This is a genomic window from Candidatus Villigracilis sp., assembly GCF_057083605.1.
The window spans coordinates 1-21,627 of record NZ_JBXMTI010000032.1; the positions used below are offsets into that span (position 1 = coordinate 1).

At 49.8% G+C, this 21,627-nt stretch carries 14 protein-coding genes and 1 riboswitch; of the genes, 2 read left to right on the top strand and 12 right to left on the bottom strand.

Features of this window, described 5'->3' with window-relative positions; translation table 11 throughout:
* Positions 1 to 11 precede the first annotated feature (11 nt).
* Positions 12 to 205, top strand: a riboswitch (SAM riboswitch).
* A gap of 77 nt (positions 206 to 282) precedes the next feature.
* Entirely contained in the window at positions 283 to 1,494 is a 1,212-nt protein-coding gene (gene metK / locus AC14M5_RS04910; protein WP_484028522.1) for a methionine adenosyltransferase, read from the top strand.
* 69 nt (positions 1,495 to 1,563) lie between these two features.
* Here metK and AC14M5_RS04915 read toward each other — a convergent pair whose 3' ends face one another.
* The 12 genes from AC14M5_RS04915 to AC14M5_RS04970 all read right to left on the bottom strand — a co-directional run bounded on the left by AC14M5_RS04915 (position 1,564) and on the right by AC14M5_RS04970 (position 20,752).
* Entirely contained in the window at positions 1,564 to 5,172 is a 3,609-nt protein-coding gene (locus AC14M5_RS04915) for a choice-of-anchor Q domain-containing protein (protein ID WP_484028523.1), read from the bottom strand.
* 173 nt (positions 5,173 to 5,345) lie between these two features.
* Positions 5,346 to 6,104, bottom strand: coding sequence for an energy-coupling factor ABC transporter ATP-binding protein (locus tag AC14M5_RS04920; protein ID WP_484028524.1), 759 nt, complete (start codon positions 6,102 to 6,104; stop codon positions 5,346 to 5,348).
* On the bottom strand, positions 6,101 to 6,892 hold the full coding sequence (gene cbiQ, locus AC14M5_RS04925) for a cobalt ECF transporter T component CbiQ (RefSeq protein ID WP_484028525.1): 792 nt from the start codon (positions 6,890 to 6,892) through the stop codon (positions 6,101 to 6,103). The genes AC14M5_RS04920 and cbiQ overlap by 4 nt, the downstream gene beginning before the upstream one ends.
* Before the next feature lie 6 nt (positions 6,893 to 6,898).
* Positions 6,899 to 7,831, bottom strand: coding sequence for an energy-coupling factor ABC transporter permease (locus AC14M5_RS04930; RefSeq protein WP_484028526.1), 933 nt, complete (start codon positions 7,829 to 7,831; stop codon positions 6,899 to 6,901).
* A 1-nt stretch (position 7,832) separates the two neighbouring features.
* On the bottom strand, positions 7,833 to 8,258 hold the full coding sequence (locus AC14M5_RS04935; RefSeq protein ID WP_484028527.1) for a Fur family transcriptional regulator: 426 nt from the start codon (positions 8,256 to 8,258) through the stop codon (positions 7,833 to 7,835).
* 214 nt (positions 8,259 to 8,472) lie between these two features.
* Positions 8,473 to 9,189 carry a hypothetical protein gene (locus tag AC14M5_RS04940; protein ID WP_484028528.1) on the bottom strand — a complete coding sequence of 239 codons (717 nt, stop codon included), beginning with the start codon at positions 9,187 to 9,189 and terminating at the stop codon, positions 8,473 to 8,475.
* 131 nt (positions 9,190 to 9,320) lie between these two features.
* Positions 9,321 to 9,728: a hypothetical protein gene (locus tag AC14M5_RS04945; RefSeq protein WP_484028529.1), complete on the bottom strand. Its 408-nt coding sequence runs from the start codon at positions 9,726 to 9,728 to the stop codon at positions 9,321 to 9,323.
* A gap of 8 nt (positions 9,729 to 9,736) precedes the next feature.
* Positions 9,737 to 12,370: an NACHT domain-containing protein gene (locus tag AC14M5_RS04950; protein ID WP_484028530.1), complete on the bottom strand. Its 2,634-nt coding sequence runs from the start codon at positions 12,368 to 12,370 to the stop codon at positions 9,737 to 9,739.
* Positions 12,371 to 12,495: 125 nt separating this feature from the next.
* Positions 12,496 to 13,647, bottom strand: coding sequence for an FIST signal transduction protein (locus AC14M5_RS04955; RefSeq protein WP_484028531.1), 1,152 nt, complete (start codon positions 13,645 to 13,647; stop codon positions 12,496 to 12,498).
* A 15-nt stretch (positions 13,648 to 13,662) separates the two neighbouring features.
* Complete coding sequence (locus AC14M5_RS04960) at positions 13,663 to 17,676, bottom strand: GAF domain-containing protein (RefSeq protein ID WP_484028532.1); 4,014 nt, start codon at positions 17,674 to 17,676, stop codon at positions 13,663 to 13,665.
* 126 nt (positions 17,677 to 17,802) lie between these two features.
* Complete coding sequence (gene gyrB, locus AC14M5_RS04965; RefSeq protein ID WP_484028533.1) at positions 17,803 to 19,731, bottom strand: DNA topoisomerase (ATP-hydrolyzing) subunit B; 1,929 nt, start codon at positions 19,729 to 19,731, stop codon at positions 17,803 to 17,805.
* A gap of 28 nt (positions 19,732 to 19,759) precedes the next feature.
* On the bottom strand, positions 19,760 to 20,752 hold the full coding sequence (locus AC14M5_RS04970) for a hypothetical protein (RefSeq protein ID WP_484028534.1): 993 nt from the start codon (positions 20,750 to 20,752) through the stop codon (positions 19,760 to 19,762).
* A gap of 62 nt (positions 20,753 to 20,814) precedes the next feature.
* Here AC14M5_RS04970 and AC14M5_RS04975 point away from each other — a divergent pair, with 62 nt between their 5' ends.
* Positions 20,815 to 21,627 carry a DUF5656 family protein gene (locus AC14M5_RS04975; protein ID WP_484028535.1) on the top strand — a complete coding sequence of 271 codons (813 nt, stop codon included), beginning with the start codon at positions 20,815 to 20,817 and terminating at the stop codon, positions 21,625 to 21,627.

A 21,627-nucleotide genomic window follows, 5' to 3' on the forward strand; every position in this document is an offset into this window, starting at 1 on the left:
CCAATACGGCGCTCTTATCCAGAGAGGCGGAGGGAACGGCCCTGCGATGCCTCGACAACCGATTTTAGTTTAGGTAGTTAGATAGTTTAGCAGTTGAATAGTTAGGTAGTTGAAAAATTACAGAACTACGAAACCATAAACTACAGAACTACACAACTAACCCACGGTGCCAAATCCGACAGAACTATTTTCTGGGAGATGAGAGGGTAGATACGCATCCTGCAAAATTGCCCTTTCACGTGCTGAAGGGCAATTTTATTTTCTTAAGGAGAAACAAAACAAATGAGTAATACTTTTATGTCTTCACCCAGCCTGATGTTCACATCAGAATCGGTGACAGAGGGACATCCCGATAAGATCTGCGATCAAATCTCGGATGCAGTATTGGATGCCTGCCTTGAACAAGACCCCATGTCTCGCGTAGCTTGTGAAACGGCGGTCAAGACCGGCTTCGTGGCTTTGTTGGGTGAAATTACCACAAACGCTTATGTCAACTTTGATGAACTCGTTCGCAAAGTGGTCAACGAGATCGGCTACGATAGCAGTGACAAGGGCTTTGACGGTAATACTTGTGCTGTACTTTCAGCAGTCGCCAGCCAAAGTGCGGATATTGCATTGGGTGTGGATCATGCACTCGAAGATAAGAGCGGTGAGATGAAAGATGTGGGCATCGAACACGTAGGCGCTGGCGATCAGGGCATGATGTTCGGATTTGCTTGCAACGAAACAGCCACCTTGATGCCCATGCCCATTTTTATGGCTCATAAGTTATCCCGCCGCTTGAGTGAGCTTCGCAATGACGGCACTCTTCCCTGGCTTCGCCCGGATGGTAAGAGCCAGGTAACGGTGGAATATTCTCAAGGCAGGCCCAAGCGCATTGATACAGTTCTTATTTCCACCCAGCACGCACCTGATATTTCTCACGCTGAGATCGTTGAGCAAATCAGCGAGCATATTATTTACCCAACTTTGCCAGAGGGTTTGGTTGATAAAAATCTGAAGATATTTGTGAACCCCACAGGCCGTTTCGTTATCGGCGGCCCCATGGGTGATGCAGGCGTGACCGGACGTAAGATCATTGTGGATACTTACGGCGGTATGGGACGTCATGGTGGCGGCGCGTTCTCCGGGAAGGACCCCACAAAGGTGGATCGCTCTGCTGCATATGCCGCACGCCATGTTGCTAAGAATATCGTTGCTGCTGGCCTGGCTGACCGTGTGGAAGTACAGGTTGCATATGCAATTGGTGTGGCTCACCCACTGTCAGTTAACGTTGAAACCTTCGGCACTGCCAAAATTGCAGATGAAAAAATCTCCACCCTCGTCAGCGAATATTTTGACTTGCGCCCAGGCGCGATCATCCGTGACTTTGACCTGCGCCGCCCAATCTATCGCAAGACCGCCGCTTACGGTCACTTTGGCCGTGATGATATTGAATTCCCATGGGAACGTACAGATAAAGCCGAAGCCTTGAAGAAGGCTGCGGGAGCATAAAAGCAATTTGTAATTGGTATACAAAAAGCGCCTCCGATTTTGGAGGCGCTTTTTGTATTAATTGGGGAGTTACGGAATATAGTATTGAATTATCAACTGTGGGCGATTTGCCGCTGCTGCATTCCCACTATAAAATTTGATGTAATCCGCGCCCCGATCATTGTTGTCATCAAGCGTAAAGCGCAAGCGGAATTGTGTTGTCCCGGTCAGGTTGAGGTAGGCATACGCTGCACTATCCATAAAAGCGCTATACCAGTTGCCAACAGGCGGAAGGGCAAACGTGGATACCGCGGCCTGGCCGGGAGTTACCTGGAAATCGCTAGTGACCAACCCGGCTGTCGTACCGAAGTATGGCTTTTGAATATCCACCAGCAGACCACCATGTGTAGTAAATGGATCTGTTCCTGACAGGCCCTGCTTCTGAATTCTGAGTGTAATAGATGTAATGACGGCTGTATCCAGCAAACTGGATGTATCAAAATGCAGAATACCTATATATTGCTTGTTGGCCTTATCATCACCAAGATTGAAGGTGTTTGTCGTGGCGTTCAGCGTTCCGCCCGTGTTGCTGGTTTCGTTTGATTCCAACACCCAACCATCATTAGCGGCAATGGAATTTAGGTTAAGAGTGGTAATGATTATCACCGTGTAGACTTCACCTGACGTGAAATCTCCGTTTGCAGGGCCTGTTCCACCCAACGGATTGGATGCTGCGTCGATGATCGAATCATCATCTACTAGATCGAGGCGAATGGTGCCGCTGCCACTGCCGGTGTCAACAGTAACAGTGTAGACGTCGCCCGAGCCGCTGACTCCACTGACGTTGGCGCCAGAAACGCCGCTAGTTGTCAAAATAAAATCGGTTGAATCGACTCCCGTCACCGATTCAGAGAAGGTGACAGTGAAGTCTACATTGTTTGCATCGGTAGGGCTGGCATTGGTGCGGGTAATTGTTACAACCGTTGGCGCAGTCGTATCGCCGGGATCGCCAACATGTTCAATTGAACCAATGTCACAACTGCTGCCTTGCGGGCGTGCCAAACCCTGCTGATCAGTGGATGGGCATCCAGATGCAGTGCCTGCGTTGATGGCGGGACTGCCCGCCAAGAGCATGTGCACTGACATATCCCCTGTTAGGCTGTTGTCAACTTGAGGGTCAGTATTAAGATTGTTGCTTCCATTTGTAATTGAGCAACCCGATGGATTTTCAATGATATTGAAATTTGCCGTGGCAATTGTGCCATTGCAATCCGGGTTGGATGCCGAGCCTAAATTATTTGCAATAATCGTGTTGGTGATACTGTATATTCCATTGGTTCGGCTAATGCCACCGCCCGTGGATGCGCTATTATAGGCAATAGTGGAATTTTGAACGGTCACAGAGGCGCTACTATTATTTGAGGCATAAATTCCGCCCCCGGAGCTATTCGCACTATTTCCGCTGATAGTGCTGTTGATAACGCTAAGGGCGCCATTATCCAGAAATATTCCCGCACCATTACTGGTCGCGATATTGTTCCTTAGCGTACTCCTGTTAAGTGTGAAGTTGCCATTAACTATGTAGATTGCGCCGCTGTTGGATGACCTCGAATTCTTAATAACGAAATTTTCCACAACCACGGTCCCTGAAATTGCTAGAATCCCATTATTGACATTTGCCCCGTCAATCGTGGATGCACTGTTCTGCGATGTGAAATCAGAGTTCCACCCGCCCGAAAGTGTGAGGTTTTTATTAATGATCACAACATTAGGAGTTCCGTTGGTCGAAAATAAGTATGTTCCACTTGCCACATAAACGATATCTCCCGCACTTGCTTTATTTATGGCTTCCTGGATGTTACGGCAGGGGTCAGAAGCAGTTGCGCATGAATTGCTGTTATCTCCGCTGGCAATGTTCACATAAAAACCGGGGTTACCTATTGCTTGCGGTGTGTAGTTTTGAACATACTGGTCACTCTGCACATCAGCATAGTCCTTGTTAGAAGGGTTGAATGTGTAACCTGCTTTTGAGGGGGTGACCATTCCCGACCAATGATTCGATACCATCAAGAAGTAATTCCCATAACCATCAGTTGTTACGGTCTTGGGAGTGCCATCCATATAGCTCATGGTCACGTTACCAGTACCAGCATTACCGGAGATCAAACGCATGTCCAATTGGCAAGCATTGGATGGATACAAAGCAATACCGGGATTCGTAATATATTTCCACCAGTCATTGGCAACATTGTCGGGGCCACAGCCGGAGAAAGATGGAAAATGCTCAAACCAGTATCCATGGTAGTTGAGTCCCAAACAACCCCAGGCTGAACAGTTGACGGGTTGCGATACCTGAAGAGGATCGCCCAGGTTTGGATAATTCGCGAAATCATCACAATTCGATGACACTGTGGATGAATTACCATAGTCATAATCAGTGACACCGTTTGGAGGGTAGTGTGAACTGCCACAGCCACTATATGAATAACTGGGGGATTGTGCTTTGACCAATCCGAATTTATTCCAACTGTGGGATGTGTTATTTTGCTGCCAGCTACCGTAGACCTTTTTCATCGTATCTTCGGTTCGATGGGTGAAATTATGAGCAGCTTCGTACACGGTTCTCTCAACACTTGGCCCCATGATTGGAAGCAGCTTATTACAATTATGCGCTCCCCCCACAGGATTGGAATTCATTGAATACGCGCCAGGGCCCACAAGAGTAGATTCGTAAAAGCCAAACCAGGGACCGTTATAAACCCAAACTTCATCAATTTCACCGCGATTCAATTTGCCGCAGATATCGAACTCGGGAGCATTGACGATCTTATTATAGTTAACCCCGGTTGGCTCGTGATGCAGACTGGGATTGGCCCAGACCGCAAGGAATTCTGATTCCGTATAAGAGAAGCCGTCTATTAGTTCGGGCCACCCACTGGTGACAATGGCCGTATCGACAACTGTATAATTTACCTTGTTATTCGAATATTGAGCAAAGAAATCAATTGTCTGCTGCGTAATAACTGCATGATCATTCCAATTCATGTATTCACTTAACTTCTGTCCGTTGCTTAGCAATGGATCGTATACGATCACATACACCTGCTTTGTTATGGCATCCGCAAGCAAAGGCTCTGCCTCCAATGCTTGAACAGTAGGTGTTTCGTCACCTCGGTTTACGGAGATCCGTTCACCTTGCGCTGAGAAAAGTTTGATATTGCCAAGGTTTGGCTTGCCCAATTCAAGTAATATCGGAAGAACGTGTTCGGCGATAGCTTGTTGAGAGAAACCCCTTGTAGATTCTGTATCCAATAAATTAATCGTAAAGTCTATTCCGTGATGGCTGTATGTACCGCAACTATCTGTTTCACCGTAGCCTCTTGCCTCAACGATTGCATCTATTCCTCTTTGGCTCATTTTCTGCAGGGCTTGAGTTGCAATATCAGGTTCAGATGGACCATTCGTCCACATCCAACCGCTATTGGGTTCACAATCAATTTGATTTAGATAAGATGCGTTTTTGTGCTCACTATCAATCTTCGTGTCCCCGCTGCTTTCATTTAGGATTTTCGCTTCAGCATTGGTTCCCGCAACTACTTGTGCACTCGCCTGTGCAGGAGTGATTCCAAGAACTCCCGCGAATAATCCCAATACAAGGATAATTCGCATACTTACATTTTTCTGGCTTGTTGTGAACATGATGCTCTCCCCGGGAGTTCGACCCTCCCTAAGATAAGGTTTGGGAACTTGTCAGTCCGCTTAGACAAGTTCATTTAGAACATTATAGTCTTCAAGCTTTCAAAAATGCAAGGTTATATAAGTCACAACTTTGTTGCAACAAGAAGTCCGCCTCTCGCGAGACAGGCTTCGCATTACGGCTTCTCCAACCCATGTGCGGTCAACAATTCTTCATTGTCCAAAATTTCCTGCGTCGGTCCATCCGCAACAATTTTTCCTTCGTCCATGACGACAGTGCGCGGGAATAATTCCTGCACCAATCTCATATCATGTGTGGAGACCAACATCGTGATGGGTAACTCGCGCAGCAAATTAATTAATGTCCTGCGCGCCCGCGGATCAAGCCCGGCAGAGGGTTCATCCAAAATCAACAAGCTTGGTTTCATTGAAAGCGTGGTTGCGATTGCAATACGTTTCTTTTCGCCAACGCTCAAGTGATGCGACAAACGATCACCATACCCCGTCATCCTCACAGCGTCTAAGGCGGCAGCCACACGGGCACGCACTTCCTCTTCAGGCAGCCCCATGTGAAGCGGACCAAATGCAACATCCTCAAACACAGTGGGTGAAAAAAGTTGGTCGTCTGGATTCTGGAATACGAGTCCGACCATTGCGCGGATGGCAGGCAAATTGTCATGCATGAGGCGTTTGCCAGCAATTTCAATTTCGCCATGCCCGCCCAAGATCCCATTCAGGTGCAGCATCAAAGTTGATTTGCCCGCGCCGTTTGGCCCCACCAACGCAACCTTATCGCCACTGCATAACTTAAGCGATACACCATGCAATGCAGCATGACCATCGGGATAAGAGAAATGCAGATCCTTCACACACAATACATCGCCGTCACATTCGGGCATCTCAAAAATATTTCTAACGTGGGTAACTGGCATCATAACCTTCCGATAAGTTGAACAGCAAAGATGACCGCAATCACAAAAGCAGTGACAAAATAATCCCTGGATTTCATCTCATGCGGATTCAATGTATAAAGATGACCCGTATAACCGCGCGACATCATCGCATTGTAGATACGGTCACTGCGTTCATAGCTTCGCAAAAAAAGTTGACCCGCCATATTGCCCGCCACTTTGGCCCGCCACAAAACGCCTCCACCGGACCTGTTGCCTGCTGAGGCAGCCGAACGAGATTCCCTTGCCCGAATCAGGCGCAGGGTTTCATCCGTCAGCACGAAGAGATAACGATAGAGGAATGCAATGATCGTGGTAAGAATGGCAGGGACTCGCAAATGCTCCAGCGCGTGGATCAGGTCCGGGAAGCGTGTGACCGATACAAGCAATATCGCCATTTGCACCGAAAGCCATGAGCGGATCAAAATACTCACAAAGCGCAGAAGTCCTGCATCTGTTATGGTAAAGTCCCACATCAAAACTCGGAATGTGGAAATTGGATTGCCAGGAATGGAAAACAAAACTGTGATTGCGATCAACGCAAATGGCAGGGCAATGATCGAGCGCTTGAATGTATAGCCAATGCCCAACTGTGAAAGCAGGTTGGCGACGATCACAAATATCCACGCAGAAATAAAGGCCATCCATGTAGCATCAGGCAGCAGGGCATTTGAAATAATATAAATAACAGTCACCAGGACCTTCACACGCGGGTCAAGGCGGTGAAGGAAACTTTCTTTTTCGTGATAATGGTCAAAGGCGTTGAAATGCATGGCGATTTAAGATTTGGCTTTCATACCACGGCCAACCAGCATAATGATCGCGCCAACCACGAGCAGGCCGACTGCCCCAGCAACGATCTTGGAGAGAGATATATCTGCAAGGAAGGGGATTGTGTAACCTGCCAGAGCTCCATTACCAGTTTGGGCGGTATCGATAAAACCAAGGTCGGTGGCAACACGATTTAAGCCGTCAGGGTCTGTAGATGCAAATGGGGAAAGGAATACAACCGCGAGTGAAATAATTCCACCAACTGCCACCCACCCACGCGAACCTTTGGAGGATTCGGAACCTTCACCGAGCAAATCGGGGCGGGTTTGTAAAATAAAGGAAAGGGCTGCAACTGTGATAAACGCTTCGCCCAACCCAATCAATAAGTGGACGCCCAGCATGGCAGGGATGACAATGCCCAATTGAGAAGTACCGCTCAACCAAAGTTGCATCGCAGTGAACAATGCGCCCGCCATCACAGACAACCATGCGGCAACACCAGCCACAGAAAGCCTGATTACTTTAGATCGATTAGCTACAGCACGATAGAGTCCATAACCAATTGCAGCGGTGACCAAACCCATGTTGAGAATGTTAGCGCCCATTACAAGCAATCCCCCGTCCTGAAAAAGCAAGGCTTGCACAGCCACAACGGCTGTCATGACCAGCATCCCTGCCCAGGGGCCAAGCACAATGGCCGCCAGCGCGCCGCCCAATAAATGTCCCGACGTGCCACCCGCCACAGGAAAGTTGATCATCTGCGCGGCAAAGATAAAGGCCGCCATCACGCCCATCAGCGGTACTTGTTTTTCACCAAGCGCTTTATTCGTTTTGGAAATGGCAAAACTGAGAGTGATGATCGTTATGCCCCAGCAAATGATCGAGATCAGGATACTAAGAAAACCATCAGGGATGTGTAGTGGAGCGGGTGAAAAGCGCATGTTAAGATCCTTTTTGACAATCCGGGCATAGACCAATAAACGTTAAATGGCTCTCGGTCAATTTATAGCCGCTGGCTGACTCTATTTTCTGATACATGGTCTTCAGGAGGGAATGTTGAACTTCCATTTCGTTGCCACAGATGCGGCATTTCAAATGATGATGTTCATGGCCGGCAATCTCGTAAACAAGATGCCCGCTGCCCATGTGAGCAGGACGGGCGAAACCATTTTGAGCCAGGAAATCCAGCGTACGGTAGACGGTGGTTTCGGTCAGCCTGGGCAAATCCGCACGTGCCCGCTCGTAGATTTCGGTTGGGGAAAGATGTTTCCCAGAATGATACAGGACGTGCAGGATAGCCATCCGCTGCGACGTCATTCGATAACCGCGCGAACGGAGTTCAGGGGCGTAATCACTAACAGAAGCCATGGTTCTCCTTATTGCAACTTTTTGCAATAATATATTTATAGAATAACACGGCTGGATGATTCTTACCTTATAAAAAATCCTCTTTCTTAATTTCTTTTCAGGAAGAAATTAAGAAAGAGGAAAGAAGATGTTCAATGAATTACGATTTGAATTCTGGAGCGTGCAAGTATCTAAAGTGAGAAAGTCAGGCAGCAAGCTGCCTGACTCCAGAGGTTTACGGCTCCCAAACGTAGTGAGCGAGTGCGGTGATATAAAGCTTGCCTTCGACTGGCGACATCCCTACGGCCCAGGTCTGCCAGTCCAGTCCGCCGTATTGATCTGTGCCAGGGAAATGGACCGAGTAAAAGTTCATATTTGGATAGGGCCATTCGGGAACGTAGGTCGCGCCGCCGACTTTCAGTTGATTGCAAACAATCACAGCATTGGGTGTAAAGACCTCTTCTAAGGACGGCACGATAATATCCTTGAAAGCACCGATGGTAGGTTCACCGCTCCCAAAGGACAGGCCCCAATCTGCCTGATAAGTGGTTTCAAAGACAAAGGGTGCATGTTCGATATCGTAATTGATGACATTGCCATCGCGGTAGTAGCGCACATCCATTCCAGCGGCTGGCGAGACAAGTGATGCAAGCAATGGCCCATCCTTTGCCTGGACTGCATTCCGCAGGGATTTGATCAGTTCAGTGGCGCGTGGATCATTACAAAAAGAAACTGCGCTTGTAGATGTAGGAGATTGCCCAACGACAGTGCTTGGGATAAGTGTTGGAACAGGAGTCTGCGTCAGCAAGGGGATGGGAGTGAAGGTTGGGGAGGCGATCAAGGTTGGTTGGGGGGTAGCAGAAGGCAGGGCGGTGGGAGGCGGAGGTTCATCTATTGGAGCGGAACAGGCTGCGAGAGTCAATATTGTCAGTATTAGGAATATTTTTTTCATCTTCTTCCTTTCAACGACTTAAGCGGAGTCCAAAGTCTCCTGTCGTTGAAGTACCAAAGTCAGGAGACTTTGGACTCCGAGAAACTTAACAAAAAACTGGCGGAGAGTTTCCGCCAGTCCATTGTACTATTTTATGTAGTTGGTTCTTCCGCCATTTTTTTGGAGATACGTTTGATGACTTCCACCACGCCGCCGATGGGATTTTTCAAGGTTTCAAGTGCGACCTCCACAATTTCGGGGGCCATGCGTTTGAGGCTGCGGAAGCGCCGCTCAAGAAAAGTTTCATCAGGCTTTGGTTCTTCGAGCGCAGTTTGAATCTCCTGCAACTCCGCTTTTACATCGCTCTTCTGATCGGGTTGAAGATTCGTTTTTGAATCAACCTCCTTGTAGATGCTTTGAAAAAGTGGAGCAAGATTGACGCTCTGATGGGAAACAACATTGTGGTTTCCCGAAACAATATTGCTCCGATCTACGTTGCCGCCAATCACAATACTGCCGTTGCCGGCGCTGATACTATCCTTCTTCTTTCTTCCAGTCATACTTCCTCCTATTCATCTTTAGGTGCGATGACCACGCGAAAGCCAAGGTCATCATTGAACATCAATGGGATCGACCAGTTGCAAAATGACGAACGCGCAAACCATTGATAGCCGATCCACGAACCGCCGCGGACGATGCGATATTTTTCGTCGTCATCATACCATGTTCCAGTCCACTCCCAAACATTGCCGCTCATATCCCAGGCCTCTGTTGGGCTGACGCCCTGCGGAAATGTACAAACAGCTGTGGTACCGCCCAGCCCCGAACCTGTTGCTTCACTATCCCATGTGTTTGCGGCGGTCTTATCAAAGCCCTCACCCCATGGATACTCACGTCCGTGTTCGCCTCGCGAAGCGCGTTCCCATTCATTATCGCGTGGCAAGCGAATGGTATACCCCTCAGGCACAGCTACGATCTTTTTGGAAAGCCAATTGCAATAGGCTTCGGCTTCAAACCAGCTCACACCTACAGCCGGCACAATTGGGTTACTCAATTCAATGCTATGCCAGTAATACGGCACATTTCGTTTTGCAGGCGGACGATGCTCCAGCCAGTCGCGTGATACACCTTCGAGTGTACGTGAATCATATTTCCCTGTACGCCATTCCCAACCTTCACTACTCCAATATTCACGGCATTGATAACCGTCTTCTTTCACAAAGCGCGCAAACTGGATGTTGGTGACCGGATACTTCCCCATGAAATATAGATATGGAATCTCTCTCGCTTCTTTCTTAACCCCAGCCTGATACCCACCAGCAGGCACTTCTACAAACCGATCCAGGTCTCCGGGCCGCCACCCAAGCCTTCCAAGTAAAAGGCCTGCATGTCTCCTGATCTCAGGGCGGATGCTGCCAGCCTGCATGGTAGTAACCAATGCTTGTGTTACATGTTCCTTGCTTTGTAAAGGAACTCCGCCGGGCCATGTATCTAATACAGCATCACCTGCCAACACCACAGCCTCACCGGGAGGCCCGGGCTTATTGTCAACCAATGCCTCAACTACTTCACCTGCAACCTTTGGCAATTGCTGCCGAATGCCTAGATACCCGATGGTAAGCAGTGTTACTTCACGCCAGGCCTGCTCCCCCACATGCTCTGATAGTGTTTCAATGATTGGGGCAGAATCACCCTGGCCTTTTAATGCAAGCGCAACCGCTGCAAGATATTCTTCAAAAGTTAAGTGAATGAAGCCGTATTCACCCGGGCCGCGTTCAAGCAGAATGGCGGCATGGTCATGCACATCGGTCAGAAATTGCCGCGCGGCCTGATGAGGCGATACATCACCACGTTCATGAAAAAGCTCCTCCAGTTTGCGGCGCATATCCTCACGCCCCACCAGGCCAACACCGGGGCTGATCTTATGCATCCATAATGCAAGCGGTGCAAGAATGCGCACAGTTTGAATCTCGTCTATATCGCGGCCCGGTGCACGCCCGCTGAGGCTGCGAGCGCGATTCCACGTGGAAAGCAATGTGTTCACATATTGATCATAGAGCTGCACGCGACGTTCAGGCAGAGTGACACCCTGCCTCTTCATCAACGCAAGAATGGTAAGCAACAAAGGCGTGGAAGCCAACTGGCGCACACCGGGATTTTGCTGAATGGCATCCAGCAACTCACGGCGGTCTGTATCTGCATCGGCGCGGGCAACTGCGGTATTCCCCTGGGCTTGCTTCTCAAGCGCGTTTGTCCAATGGCCAACAAACTCCTCGATCTCGTCTTCTTCAAAATCAACGATGGTGCATTCAGCCAAACCTTCAGCAGACGGGCGGACTGCGCGATAACCGATCACACGGCTGGTCAGAACAAATTTATTGCCCACGCGGCGATGAAACGCGAAGAAATCCACCACACGTTCCACCACTGTATTGCGCATATTAATATCGCGGACTTCATCCAGCCCATCCAGCAGGATCAATGCACGCCCCGCTTTAAGCGCCTCTCTTAACATCGGGCCAACGGGCAGGTCTGCGCCGATGCCGTCAAAATATTCAGCAATGAAATCATCGAGGCGAATATCTCGTGTTTGAAGCGCATTGGCAAAAGCAGCCAGCGGAAGCAGAATGGGCAGGAAATCGGCTAGCCCGATTTGCCCACCTTCCCCACGCGCAAGGCGGAGTGCCAGATATTTTACAAAGGTGGTTTTGCCTGCACCCGGGTCACCCAGCACGATCACGCCTGAATGTTTTTGCATAATATCCAAAAGCGGGACAGGTTCTCCAAAATGCAATAACTCCTGCTCAGGGTTAGTAATGTCGCGCCCGGCCAGGCTGATGTCACGCTTCCATGTATCGCCTTCGGGTAATTCCATACGCGCCTTGAGCGGCACGTACAGATCAAGCAGTTTTAACTTTAGCGGAACGCGGTCTGATACACCCATGCCTTTCAGGCTGAGGTAATAATGGCGATCCGTCAGGTAGCCGAGATAGGCCGCAGTGGCCTCCCGAAGCTTTTCGGCTGGCATGGCAGGTTTGAGGTCCCGCCAGAAGCGATCTGCCAGGACAATCGTCTGCCCGTGGATGATGGCGCTATCCGTCACAGAACCGTTGACAGCGATGCTCTGGTCGCCTGCCTGAATATCCTGCTCAGATTTTGTTCGTTTCGTTACTTTTCTTGGGGTAGTCTTTTTTTCTATCATGCCCGGCCTCATTTGTTGGAGGCAGTATACAATAATTCAAAGGAAACGGGCTTTACCGTCTTGAAAGGTAGGCCGACTTAAAGAAAAAAGCCCGGTGTTTGCCGGGCTTTTCGATCAAAACCTGTCTATTTCTCTTCTGATTCGCCGAAAACGATAACCACAATGTGCTGATTTAGGAACTTCGGCGCCACTCCATCGGAAGAGGTGACCTGCCCCAAGGTATAACCGCCAGCGATTGGAATATTTTCTCCTAAAATTTCCTGCACAGCGGCGATCTCGGCCCCGGGCTGGGCTTTGAGTAGCATTTGCCAGGCAACATCCACCAACACGAGGGCAAAGACGGGTTTCGTATCGCCAAGTTGCAAGAGGGCCTGTTGAGTGGCGTGCCTCGCGGCGCTTTCACAAGCAGCGCGGCTTCCAACCAACAAATAAGCATCAATGCCATCACGGATGGTGGCGTTCATTCGGAAACTGCCATCAGCCTCCACGCGGATAGGTGCGCGCACAACCAAATCATCACCCTGCTCAATGCCGAGGGGATATAAACGCGCAAGATAATTTAAAGGTGGGAACGCCCAATCACGGGCTGGATAACCAAAGAGACCCGCATAAGTTTCGGAGGCAGGGCGACCATCCAATGTGCGCAGCCAAAAGCCGCGCGCGCGCGTGACTCGGAATTGACTCCCCACCGGGTCCCAGCCATGATCGGAGCCTACTCCTGTTTTCAAGTTGCCTCGCAGGAAAGCCGCCACCATTCCGCCGGCGCCACTTTGACTCCCGGTCATTTGATACGTATTGCCTGTGTGCAAATCACCACTCGAAAGCCCGCCGGTGATATTCAATAAGGATGAGATTGCACCGCAAAATTGTTCGGCATCGCCATTAAATCCATCTGCAAAGAAAAGGATGGATTGACGCTCGACCCGTGCCGACGCATGTTCCTCGATCTTTGAGGCTGTTTCACGCCCGGACTGTGCATAACCCGGCAGCCAGAGAGTATCTGCTTGAAAGTCACCACCCAGCAAAGCCACCACCACAGAATGTGGATGATACCCCGAGGTTGTGAGCCCCGCAGGGGAACTAAAACCGATCAAGGGAGTATCACCCAACAAACTGGAAACTCCATTTAATACTTCACGCGGTTGATATTGATGAGAGGCAACCACCATGGCTAGGACCGGTGCAGTTGCGCCCAAACGGTTCAGGGCCTGATGCGCAGCTTGTAAACCGGCTTCACGCCCATCCAGCGCCTGTGCATATCCTACGGATGCAGCCAATGTCATTTCGCCTCGCTACTCTTCAGCCACTGGAATCGTGAAATGGAAAGTTGTGCCAGCACGATAAACACTCTCAAACCAGATACGTCCGCCCTGCATTTCAACCAGACTCTTGGTGATATTCAAACCCAAACCTGTGCCCGGTGCTTCACGCGCTTTGGGGTCATCTGAACGGAAGAATTTCTGGAACATTTTTTGTTGATCTTCCATACTCATACCGATACCATCATCCTTGACCCACAAGTGGATGACACGAGGAGCGCCATCGGGATCCCATTGGTTTGCAGCCTCCTCCACCCCCACTTGAAGTGTTCCGCTTTCAGGTGTGTATTTGTATGCGTTGCTAAGAAGATTGGTAAGCACCTGCCCAACGCGGATGCGGTCTGCCCACATGGGAGGCAGGTCTTGGGGTATCACAATTTCGAGGATTTGTTTCTTCTCTTCGATCTGGCGTTTGATGGTACGAACGACTTCGTCCACCAGATCCGCGGCACTGGTGGCTTTATATTCGAGCCTCAAACGGCCAGCCTCGATCTTGGAATTATCGTTAAGGTCAGAGACCAAAGTGGACATGCGCTCCACATTTGATTTAATGGTGTGCAGGAAATTAGTCTGCATTTCATTGATCTGTCCCACCGCGCCGCCAGCCAACAACTCAGTGTAACCTTTGATGGAGGTCATTGGGTTCTTTAATTCATGCGCCACAAACGAGACGAAATCACTCTTGGCAAGATTTGCGCGTTGAACTTCACCATACAATTGTGCGTTGGAAATAGCGATGGCGGCATGATCTGTAAGACGGGTGAGGAAATCAATATCCACTTGTGAGTCGTTCTTGCTTTCCAAATACAACAGGCCGATCACAGTCGTTTCACGACGAATTGGGATCACCATCTGAGAATGTGAGTTGATCAGCAGTTTGTCCTTTGAAGCGACAACAGCCATTTGCTGCGGTTGACCCGTTTCCACTGCGAGGGCCATGGCAGGCAATTCAACCTTCATCGTTTCGTCAGGAAGGTTTTCCATCTGCTCATCAAACCCTTGATGAGACATGACGCGCAATTTTTCGTCTTCCAACATGCCGATCAAACCCGCTTCAGCGCCAGATTGTCTTAAGGCCCAATCCAATGTAATGCGCATGGCGCGGTCCATTTCAAGGCTGGCATTCAATTCACGGTCAATACGCTGCATGACTGAGAGTTCTTCCACACGAACTGCGAGTTCCTGGTCGGTGAGTGTATAGAGGCGCGCATTTTCAATCGCAACCGCGGCCTGCCCTGCAAAAGCGGTCAGCAGGGTCTGGTCATCTTGTACAAATGGAAGACCATCACGGCGGTTGATGACTTCGATCACACCTGTGACATGGTCTTTTACCTGAAGAGGCACGGCCATCAATGAACGGCTGACAAATCCTGTCTGCTGGTCAACACCTTTGAATCTACTCGCCGAATGCTGGTCTTCGTTTTCGATGACCGGGCCGCGTGTCTGCACTGCGCGCCCAACGATGCCCGTCCCCGCCGGTAAACGCTGGCCGATCAGGTTCGAGGCTACGGGCCCAACTGTGACCCTGAAAACAAGCTCGCCGGTTTGATCATCCACTAGGAACAAACTGCCGGCTTCACAATTCAAAATTCCCACAGCATTTTCAAGGATGTTCTGCAATAAGGGGCCCAACTCAAGCGTGGATGTTAATTGACGCGTGATCTCATTCAACGTGGAAAGCTGGTGGGCACGCTGTTGTGTCTCTTCCAGCAGGCGCGCTTTTACAATAGCGCCCGCGGTCTGATCTGCAATAGCCTGCAAAAGTTCAAGCTGGCCGCGTGTATAAGTGATCGCGCCGTCACGGCTGCCCACACCCAATGATCCAATGGTCTCAGCACCTGCATTAAGCGGCACACCCATCCAGGCAAAGACATTTTCCAACGCCGGGGTATGGCTGCGCGCCTGACATTCACGGACGTAATCCTGTGTGATGATCGGGCGACTCTTACGGATCACTTCCGGGCCGAGGCCTGTATTCAACGAAAAAGGCAGATTCTCACGCTCTTGAATCCGTTCATTATTCTCAACGCAGAAAGCGTAATAGTAATAGTCACTATCCTTATTGTAGAGAGTAATGTGAAAATGCGAAGTGGGGATGATCTGCGCTGTTTGGGCGGAGATCAGTTCGAGTACATCATCGAAGGTCAGGGTCACGTTCACGCCCTGAGAGACGCGGGTAAGCGCATTCATTTCCAAAATTCGGCGCTCAAGATGTGCCACCGTCTGCACTCGCTCGATGGCGATGGATGCCTGGTCACAAATGTTTTCGAGGAATCTCAAGTCACGAGGTGTGTACGGTTGACCGGATAAGCGGGCTCCCAAAGCCAGCCATCCATTGGGGCGCTCCTTGCCAGGCAAAACGATAAACAAACGCGCACCGAGCAATGCCAGGCGTGATTGTTCAGATTGCAGAGCTTCAGGCAGCACAGCGGTATTATCCAGATACAATGGCAAACGTTCCGTTTCAAAGTAACGCACGAATGGGCTTGTGGCGGTAAAACGGATATCGCTTGTGGGGCGGCGGTCGGCAGCGGGGAGAGCAGCGAAAAAGTCGTTGAGTGCATCATATGTGTAAACGTGGATCCGGCTCGGGGTCAGGGTTGAGGCGATCTGTTCGCGCAGGATCGCACCAATCGAGTTGAGATCCAAGGCCATGGTAAGCCGGTGGGAGAAACCTTCCAATTGTTCTGCAAAGGCACGCTCACCGCGGAAGAAGATCGTATCTACAGTATTCTGCAGACGGGTACGAAGCGGTTCCAACACAATTGCGATCAAAAAGATATAACCGCCGATCAAATAGGCATTGTTTGGAGGCATGTAATCACTGGCAAAGAAGCCCGCGCCCGTAACGGTCAGGGCGTATCCAAGCATTACCACTACAGTGAGCAGAACATACATGAACCCGCGCCGCACAATATCGTCGGTGCGCAGGAAGCGGAAACGCAAAATGGTGTAGCCGATCACCAGTGGGAATAAGGCAAGCGGCAGAAACAAATATGGCGAAAAATTGATCGGCCTCATAAAGCTAACAACCAGCCAGATGCTTAAAGGGACAAAAGCAAAAAGCGTGCCAACAAGAATCGCGCGCGCCTGGGTCTTGACCACCGGCGACTGTGCATACACCGCGTGATAGAGATTCATGGAAATGTAAAACAATATGCTAACGGCAATAAAACCATAAATATATTGCCAACTGCGAATGTAAGCGGTCGGCTGGTTAAAATCAAAAAGTGTAGTAAAGGAGTTTGCAGCGAGGATCAGCCCGACGAAAATTCCGCTCCAACGCAGGTAGGGACGATTGAAAATAACACGTGGTTCAATGGGGAAAACAAGCGCCAGTGTGATCAATGCTCCACTAACCAGTCCGCAAGCCAGAGTCCATAGGAATGTGAATTCGTGAGTAGTGATCAGGTTGAAATAAACGCCTGTGATAATGGCAAGTGAGGAGGTGAATAAAGAAAAAGCACGCCCGGCTGTTTCGTTGCGGCGGAAACCAAAGATCCACAAACTAACGGCCAGGAATAGAGCGCCTAATATGGAAGGCACAATAAAATAGATCGTTCGGCTGTAGGAAGGGAAAGCATATAAAGTGATCTCGAAGATATTTTCTTCCCCGCTGGTTGAAAGCACTGTTGCTGTGATGGCCTCTCCGGGGAAACGTCCCTGCAAAATATCACGAACATCCGCTGAACTATCAACCGCTATATCGTTGACAGCAACCAACTGATCGCCAACTTTAACTTCATTATATAAAGCCCATGCAGGGTCAGCCTGCTCCGGGCCCGTGCCGTTGAAGACCATCGTGTGTTCGTAGAACGCCCCAAGGAACGGCTGTTGAAACCAGCGGTTCGCCAAGAACAAGCCGATCAAAAAGACCACTACTGCAATCGCTTGATACGCGAAAACAATCCATTGCAGGATCTGATTGACCAGCGAGCCATAACGTTGAAAGCCAAGCTGTGAGGTGCGCGAAATGCCTTGTGCCATCATAATATCAAGATTTTACACTACAACCCCTTCGTCAGTGTATGGTACTTTCATGACAAAGAAGCAAGGTTAAAAAGAGAGAGACCACGGGATCCCCGCAGTCTCTCAGACTGGAAAAATTATTGACTATATATCCAGGTTTCTCACGCTCTTCGCATGAGTTTGGATAAATTTCTTGCGCGGGTCTACGGCATCGCCCATGAGCATGTCAAATGTGCGGTCAGCCTCGGCGGCATCTTCTACAGCCACCTGGAGCAAAGTGCGGTTAATTGGGTTCATGGTCGTTTCCCACAACTGCTCTGGGTTCATTTCACCCAGACCTTTGTAACGCTGTAAGCCCGCCTTCTCACCAAGTTCTTTCACAACCTTATCTTTTTCCTTATCGCTGTACACATACTTGACCTGGTTTTTATGGGCAATACGGTAAAGCGGTGGTTGGGCAATATAAAGATGGCCATCTTCAATCAATTGTGGCATATAGCGGAAGAAGAAGGTCAGCAGCAAAGTGCGGATATGACTTCCATCCACATCAGCATCGGTCATAATGATGATGCGTCCATAGCGTAGGCCCTCAAGATCAAAGTTATCGCCGATACCTGTGCCGAGCGCGGAGATCAACGACTTGACTTCGTTGTTGCCAAGAATTTTATCGAGGCGGGCACGCTCTGTATTCAGGATCTTACCGCGCAACGGCAGAATGGCTTGGAAATGACGGTCACGTCCCTGCTTGGCTGAGCCGCCTGCCGAGTCACCTTCAACGATGTACAACTCAGTTTTATTTGAATCACGTTCCGAACAATCAGCCAACTTGCCGGGCAGAGTGAGCGACTCAAGTGCCGATTTGCGGATGACAAGATCGCGAGCCTTACGAGCCGCATCACGCGCCCTAGCAGAGGTGAGGCATTTAGAAATGATTGCCTTCGCTGCTTGCGGATTCTCCTCAAGGAAAGTGCCAAAGGCCTCCCCCACCACCTGTGTGACGTAAGTCTGCACTTCGGGGTTCATCAACTTGACTTTTGTCTGTGATTCAAATTGCGGGTCGGGATGTTTAACGGAAACAATGGCAGTCAGGCCCTCGCGGGTGTCGTCACCGGAGAAGTTGGGGTCGGCATCTTTGAGCAACCCATTCTTGCGCGCATAATCATTGATCACGCGGGTCAGCGATGAACGCAGACCCGTCAGATGTGTGCCACCATCAATTGTATTGATCGTATTCGCAAAAGAATAGACCGATTCAGTATAGGCATCTGTATATTGGATCGCAGCCTCTATACCAATGTTTTCTATCTCTTTTTCAACATGCATGACCGAGTGTAAATTCTCGCGGTTGCGATTCAGGTAGCGCACAAATGAAGTGATTCCGCCTTCAAAGTAGAAGGACATTTCACGTTCAGCGCGTTCATCGACAAATTGGATCGTAACACCGCGCGTAACGAAAGCCATTTCACGGAAGCGTTGAACCAGGGTATCGAAACGATAATCAATGTCTTCAGTGAAAATCTGCTTGTCAAATCTAAAGGTCTGCTTGGTGCCAGATTCATCTTTGGCTTTGCCAACTTGTTTAATAGCGCCTTGAGGCACACCGCGCTTGTATTCCTGACGCCATAACTTGCCATCGCGTTTGACCTCGGTCACCACCCACTCAGAGAGAGCATTCACCGCACTGATACCAACGCCATGCAAACCGCCGGAGACCTTGTAACCGCCGCCGCCGAACTTGCCGCCTGCGCCAATCACCGTCATGACCACATCCACAGTTTCCATGGGATGTCCCTTAGCATCCTTCTTGGAAGGATGCGGGCCGACTGGGATACCACGGCCATTATCTTCAACCGTCACACTGCTATCGGCGTGGATGGTGATATTGATGGCAGTGCAGTAGCCTGCAAGCGCTTCATCAATTGCATTATCAACAACTTCATAGACCAGGTGATGTAAAGCTTTAATATCCGTACCGCCCACATACATGCCTGGGCGTTTACGCACATGCTCGATCCCTTCAAGGGCCTGGATGGAACTTACATCGTAATTTATTTTCTTCTCTTTTACAGCCATAACAACCTCCGACGATTGATTCTTTCAGTTAAGCCTGTTTGACCGCATTGTTCGTGCGTAATTTTTCGATCACGCTTTGCAGCCAGGTATTCATATCGCGATAATAAATGAAACTGCCAGCCAGCAAAGCAGTTGTGACAAACGAGTGGCCGAAGATGCCGACCAGGGTCACCCACGAATTCTCAGGGGGAATATTCCACAAATAATTCAAACCATATGAAAGCAGGAAAACAGTCAGCACGAACATACTGCTCGTGGGGAGTGTGAAGCGAGTCAATTGAATGCTGCTTATGATGGACGTGATGACATTCTGCTTTTTAACGAAAACTCCGTGCGGCCAGAAGAACAAGGGCACGATCACCCACATGGAACCAAGGCTCAAAAACAACACAAACAAATTCGCCAAAAACGCATTTAACTGGATCACCAAAAACAAGACCAGGGAAAGGGGCAAACCAATTGCCATGATAAAGATTCCACAAAAGATGGAAATAAGAATGGTCTGCAGGATGGCACCGGAAGTGGCGATCCCACTTTCCTCTTTGTTCGGCACTGATACCCATGCCACATTGCGGAAGTAAAGTCCGCCGCCGACCCAGCCGAGCAGAGTAAGCATGAAGATCCAGGCGGGAAAGCTCAGGGCACTGACCTGCAAAATGGCAGGATGTCCTAAAGGTGTGGTGGATGCCTCTTGGGGCAGAAGCAGGCTCGAGATCCCGATGGGAAGCGTACGCAGAAGCCAAAACAGGTTAATGTGTGGAATCGTGCGCTCGTACCAATCCAGCACAGCTTGAATATCCTGTGCAGATACGCCGCCCCTTCGCCAGATACCCACCACCTCATTCTTGATCGAGTCAAACAGGGCGTTCATTTGCAGGCGCGGACCAAGCCACATGAATAGGTTCAAGATAAGCGGCAACAGGATCGCTGTAATATGAGCAGCGATTGTATCGAAGCCTGCTTTGATGGAGCTGATAATGCCCGGCGGAGGGGGGAGATTTTCTATTCGTGAAACTTCCATAACCGATTGATTCTACCATACCCCTGCTTGCGTTCATGCGCACGCGCAGGTACAATCTTTTCATGCAAGATAACCGTTCTCACCTGCCATCTGCAGACCGTATCGGCGTTTTGATCGCATCTATATTGCTGGCTTTTGCATTGACAAAGCTCGTCCAATCACCCCGTCTCACCCTCACCCTTTCACTGCCCGGTTTCTATTTTGCCTTTCCCCTCACCATCGCCACATTCATGACCATTCTGGCCGCCGCGCTGACCGCTACAGGCATGGACTGGCTGACCCATACTCACCCTGCACTTCAGAAAAAAACAAATTTTGAGCACCTCATGCTGCCCACCATCACAACTTTTGTGATCGGCCTGCCGCTTTCACTCCTGCCGGATGGCCTGGCATGGTGGGCTGGGTTTGCATTTGGCGCGGGTTTGCTCGTATCCGTTATTATGGCTGAATACACCACCATTACCCCATCTGCGCCTGCCTATGCTCTTGCACGCGCAGGACTCACGGCACTGGCGTATGCCTTATTTCTGATCCTTGCCACCTTTGTCCGTTATTCAGGGGCACGAATGTTCGTGCTGGTTCCATCTATTTTTATTGTGGCGATGCTGATCAGTCTTCGCATTCTTCACCTTGATGGCACAGACCGTTGGGATTTTCCCTGGGCCATCGGCATTGGCATTGTTTGCGCACAAATCAGCGCAGGCTTGCATTACTGGCCGCTCACCCCCATTCAATTCGGTCTCACACTTACAGGTCCGCTCTATGCGCTGACGGTGTTGTCCATGAGCCTTGCAGAAAATATTCCCTTGCGCCGCGCAGTGCTTGGCCCTGCCATCATCGTGGGGCTGGCCTGGGTGTCTGCTATCTTTTTATAG

Coding starts and splice junctions, on each gene's coding strand:
- metK (WP_484028522.1), top strand. CDS start 283: ATGAGTAATACTTTTATGTCTTCACCCAGCCTGATGTTCACATCAGAA.
- AC14M5_RS04915 (WP_484028523.1), bottom strand. CDS start 5,172: ATGTTCACAACAAGCCAGAAAAATGTAAGTATGCGAATTATCCTTGTA.
- AC14M5_RS04920 (WP_484028524.1), bottom strand. CDS start 6,104: ATGATGCCAGTTACCCACGTTAGAAATATTTTTGAGATGCCCGAATGT.
- cbiQ (WP_484028525.1), bottom strand. CDS start 6,892: ATGCATTTCAACGCCTTTGACCATTATCACGAAAAAGAAAGTTTCCTT.
- AC14M5_RS04930 (WP_484028526.1), bottom strand. CDS start 7,831: ATGCGCTTTTCACCCGCTCCACTACACATCCCTGATGGTTTTCTTAGT.
- AC14M5_RS04935 (WP_484028527.1), bottom strand. CDS start 8,258: ATGGCTTCTGTTAGTGATTACGCCCCTGAACTCCGTTCGCGCGGTTAT.
- AC14M5_RS04940 (WP_484028528.1), bottom strand. CDS start 9,189: ATGAAAAAAATATTCCTAATACTGACAATATTGACTCTCGCAGCCTGT.
- AC14M5_RS04945 (WP_484028529.1), bottom strand. CDS start 9,728: ATGACTGGAAGAAAGAAGAAGGATAGTATCAGCGCCGGCAACGGCAGT.
- AC14M5_RS04950 (WP_484028530.1), bottom strand. CDS start 12,370: ATGATAGAAAAAAAGACTACCCCAAGAAAAGTAACGAAACGAACAAAA.
- AC14M5_RS04960 (WP_484028532.1), bottom strand. CDS start 17,676: ATGGCACAAGGCATTTCGCGCACCTCACAGCTTGGCTTTCAACGTTAT.
- gyrB (WP_484028533.1), bottom strand. CDS start 19,731: ATGGCTGTAAAAGAGAAGAAAATAAATTACGATGTAAGTTCCATCCAG.
- AC14M5_RS04970 (WP_484028534.1), bottom strand. CDS start 20,752: ATGGAAGTTTCACGAATAGAAAATCTCCCCCCTCCGCCGGGCATTATC.
- AC14M5_RS04975 (WP_484028535.1), top strand. CDS start 20,815: ATGCAAGATAACCGTTCTCACCTGCCATCTGCAGACCGTATCGGCGTT.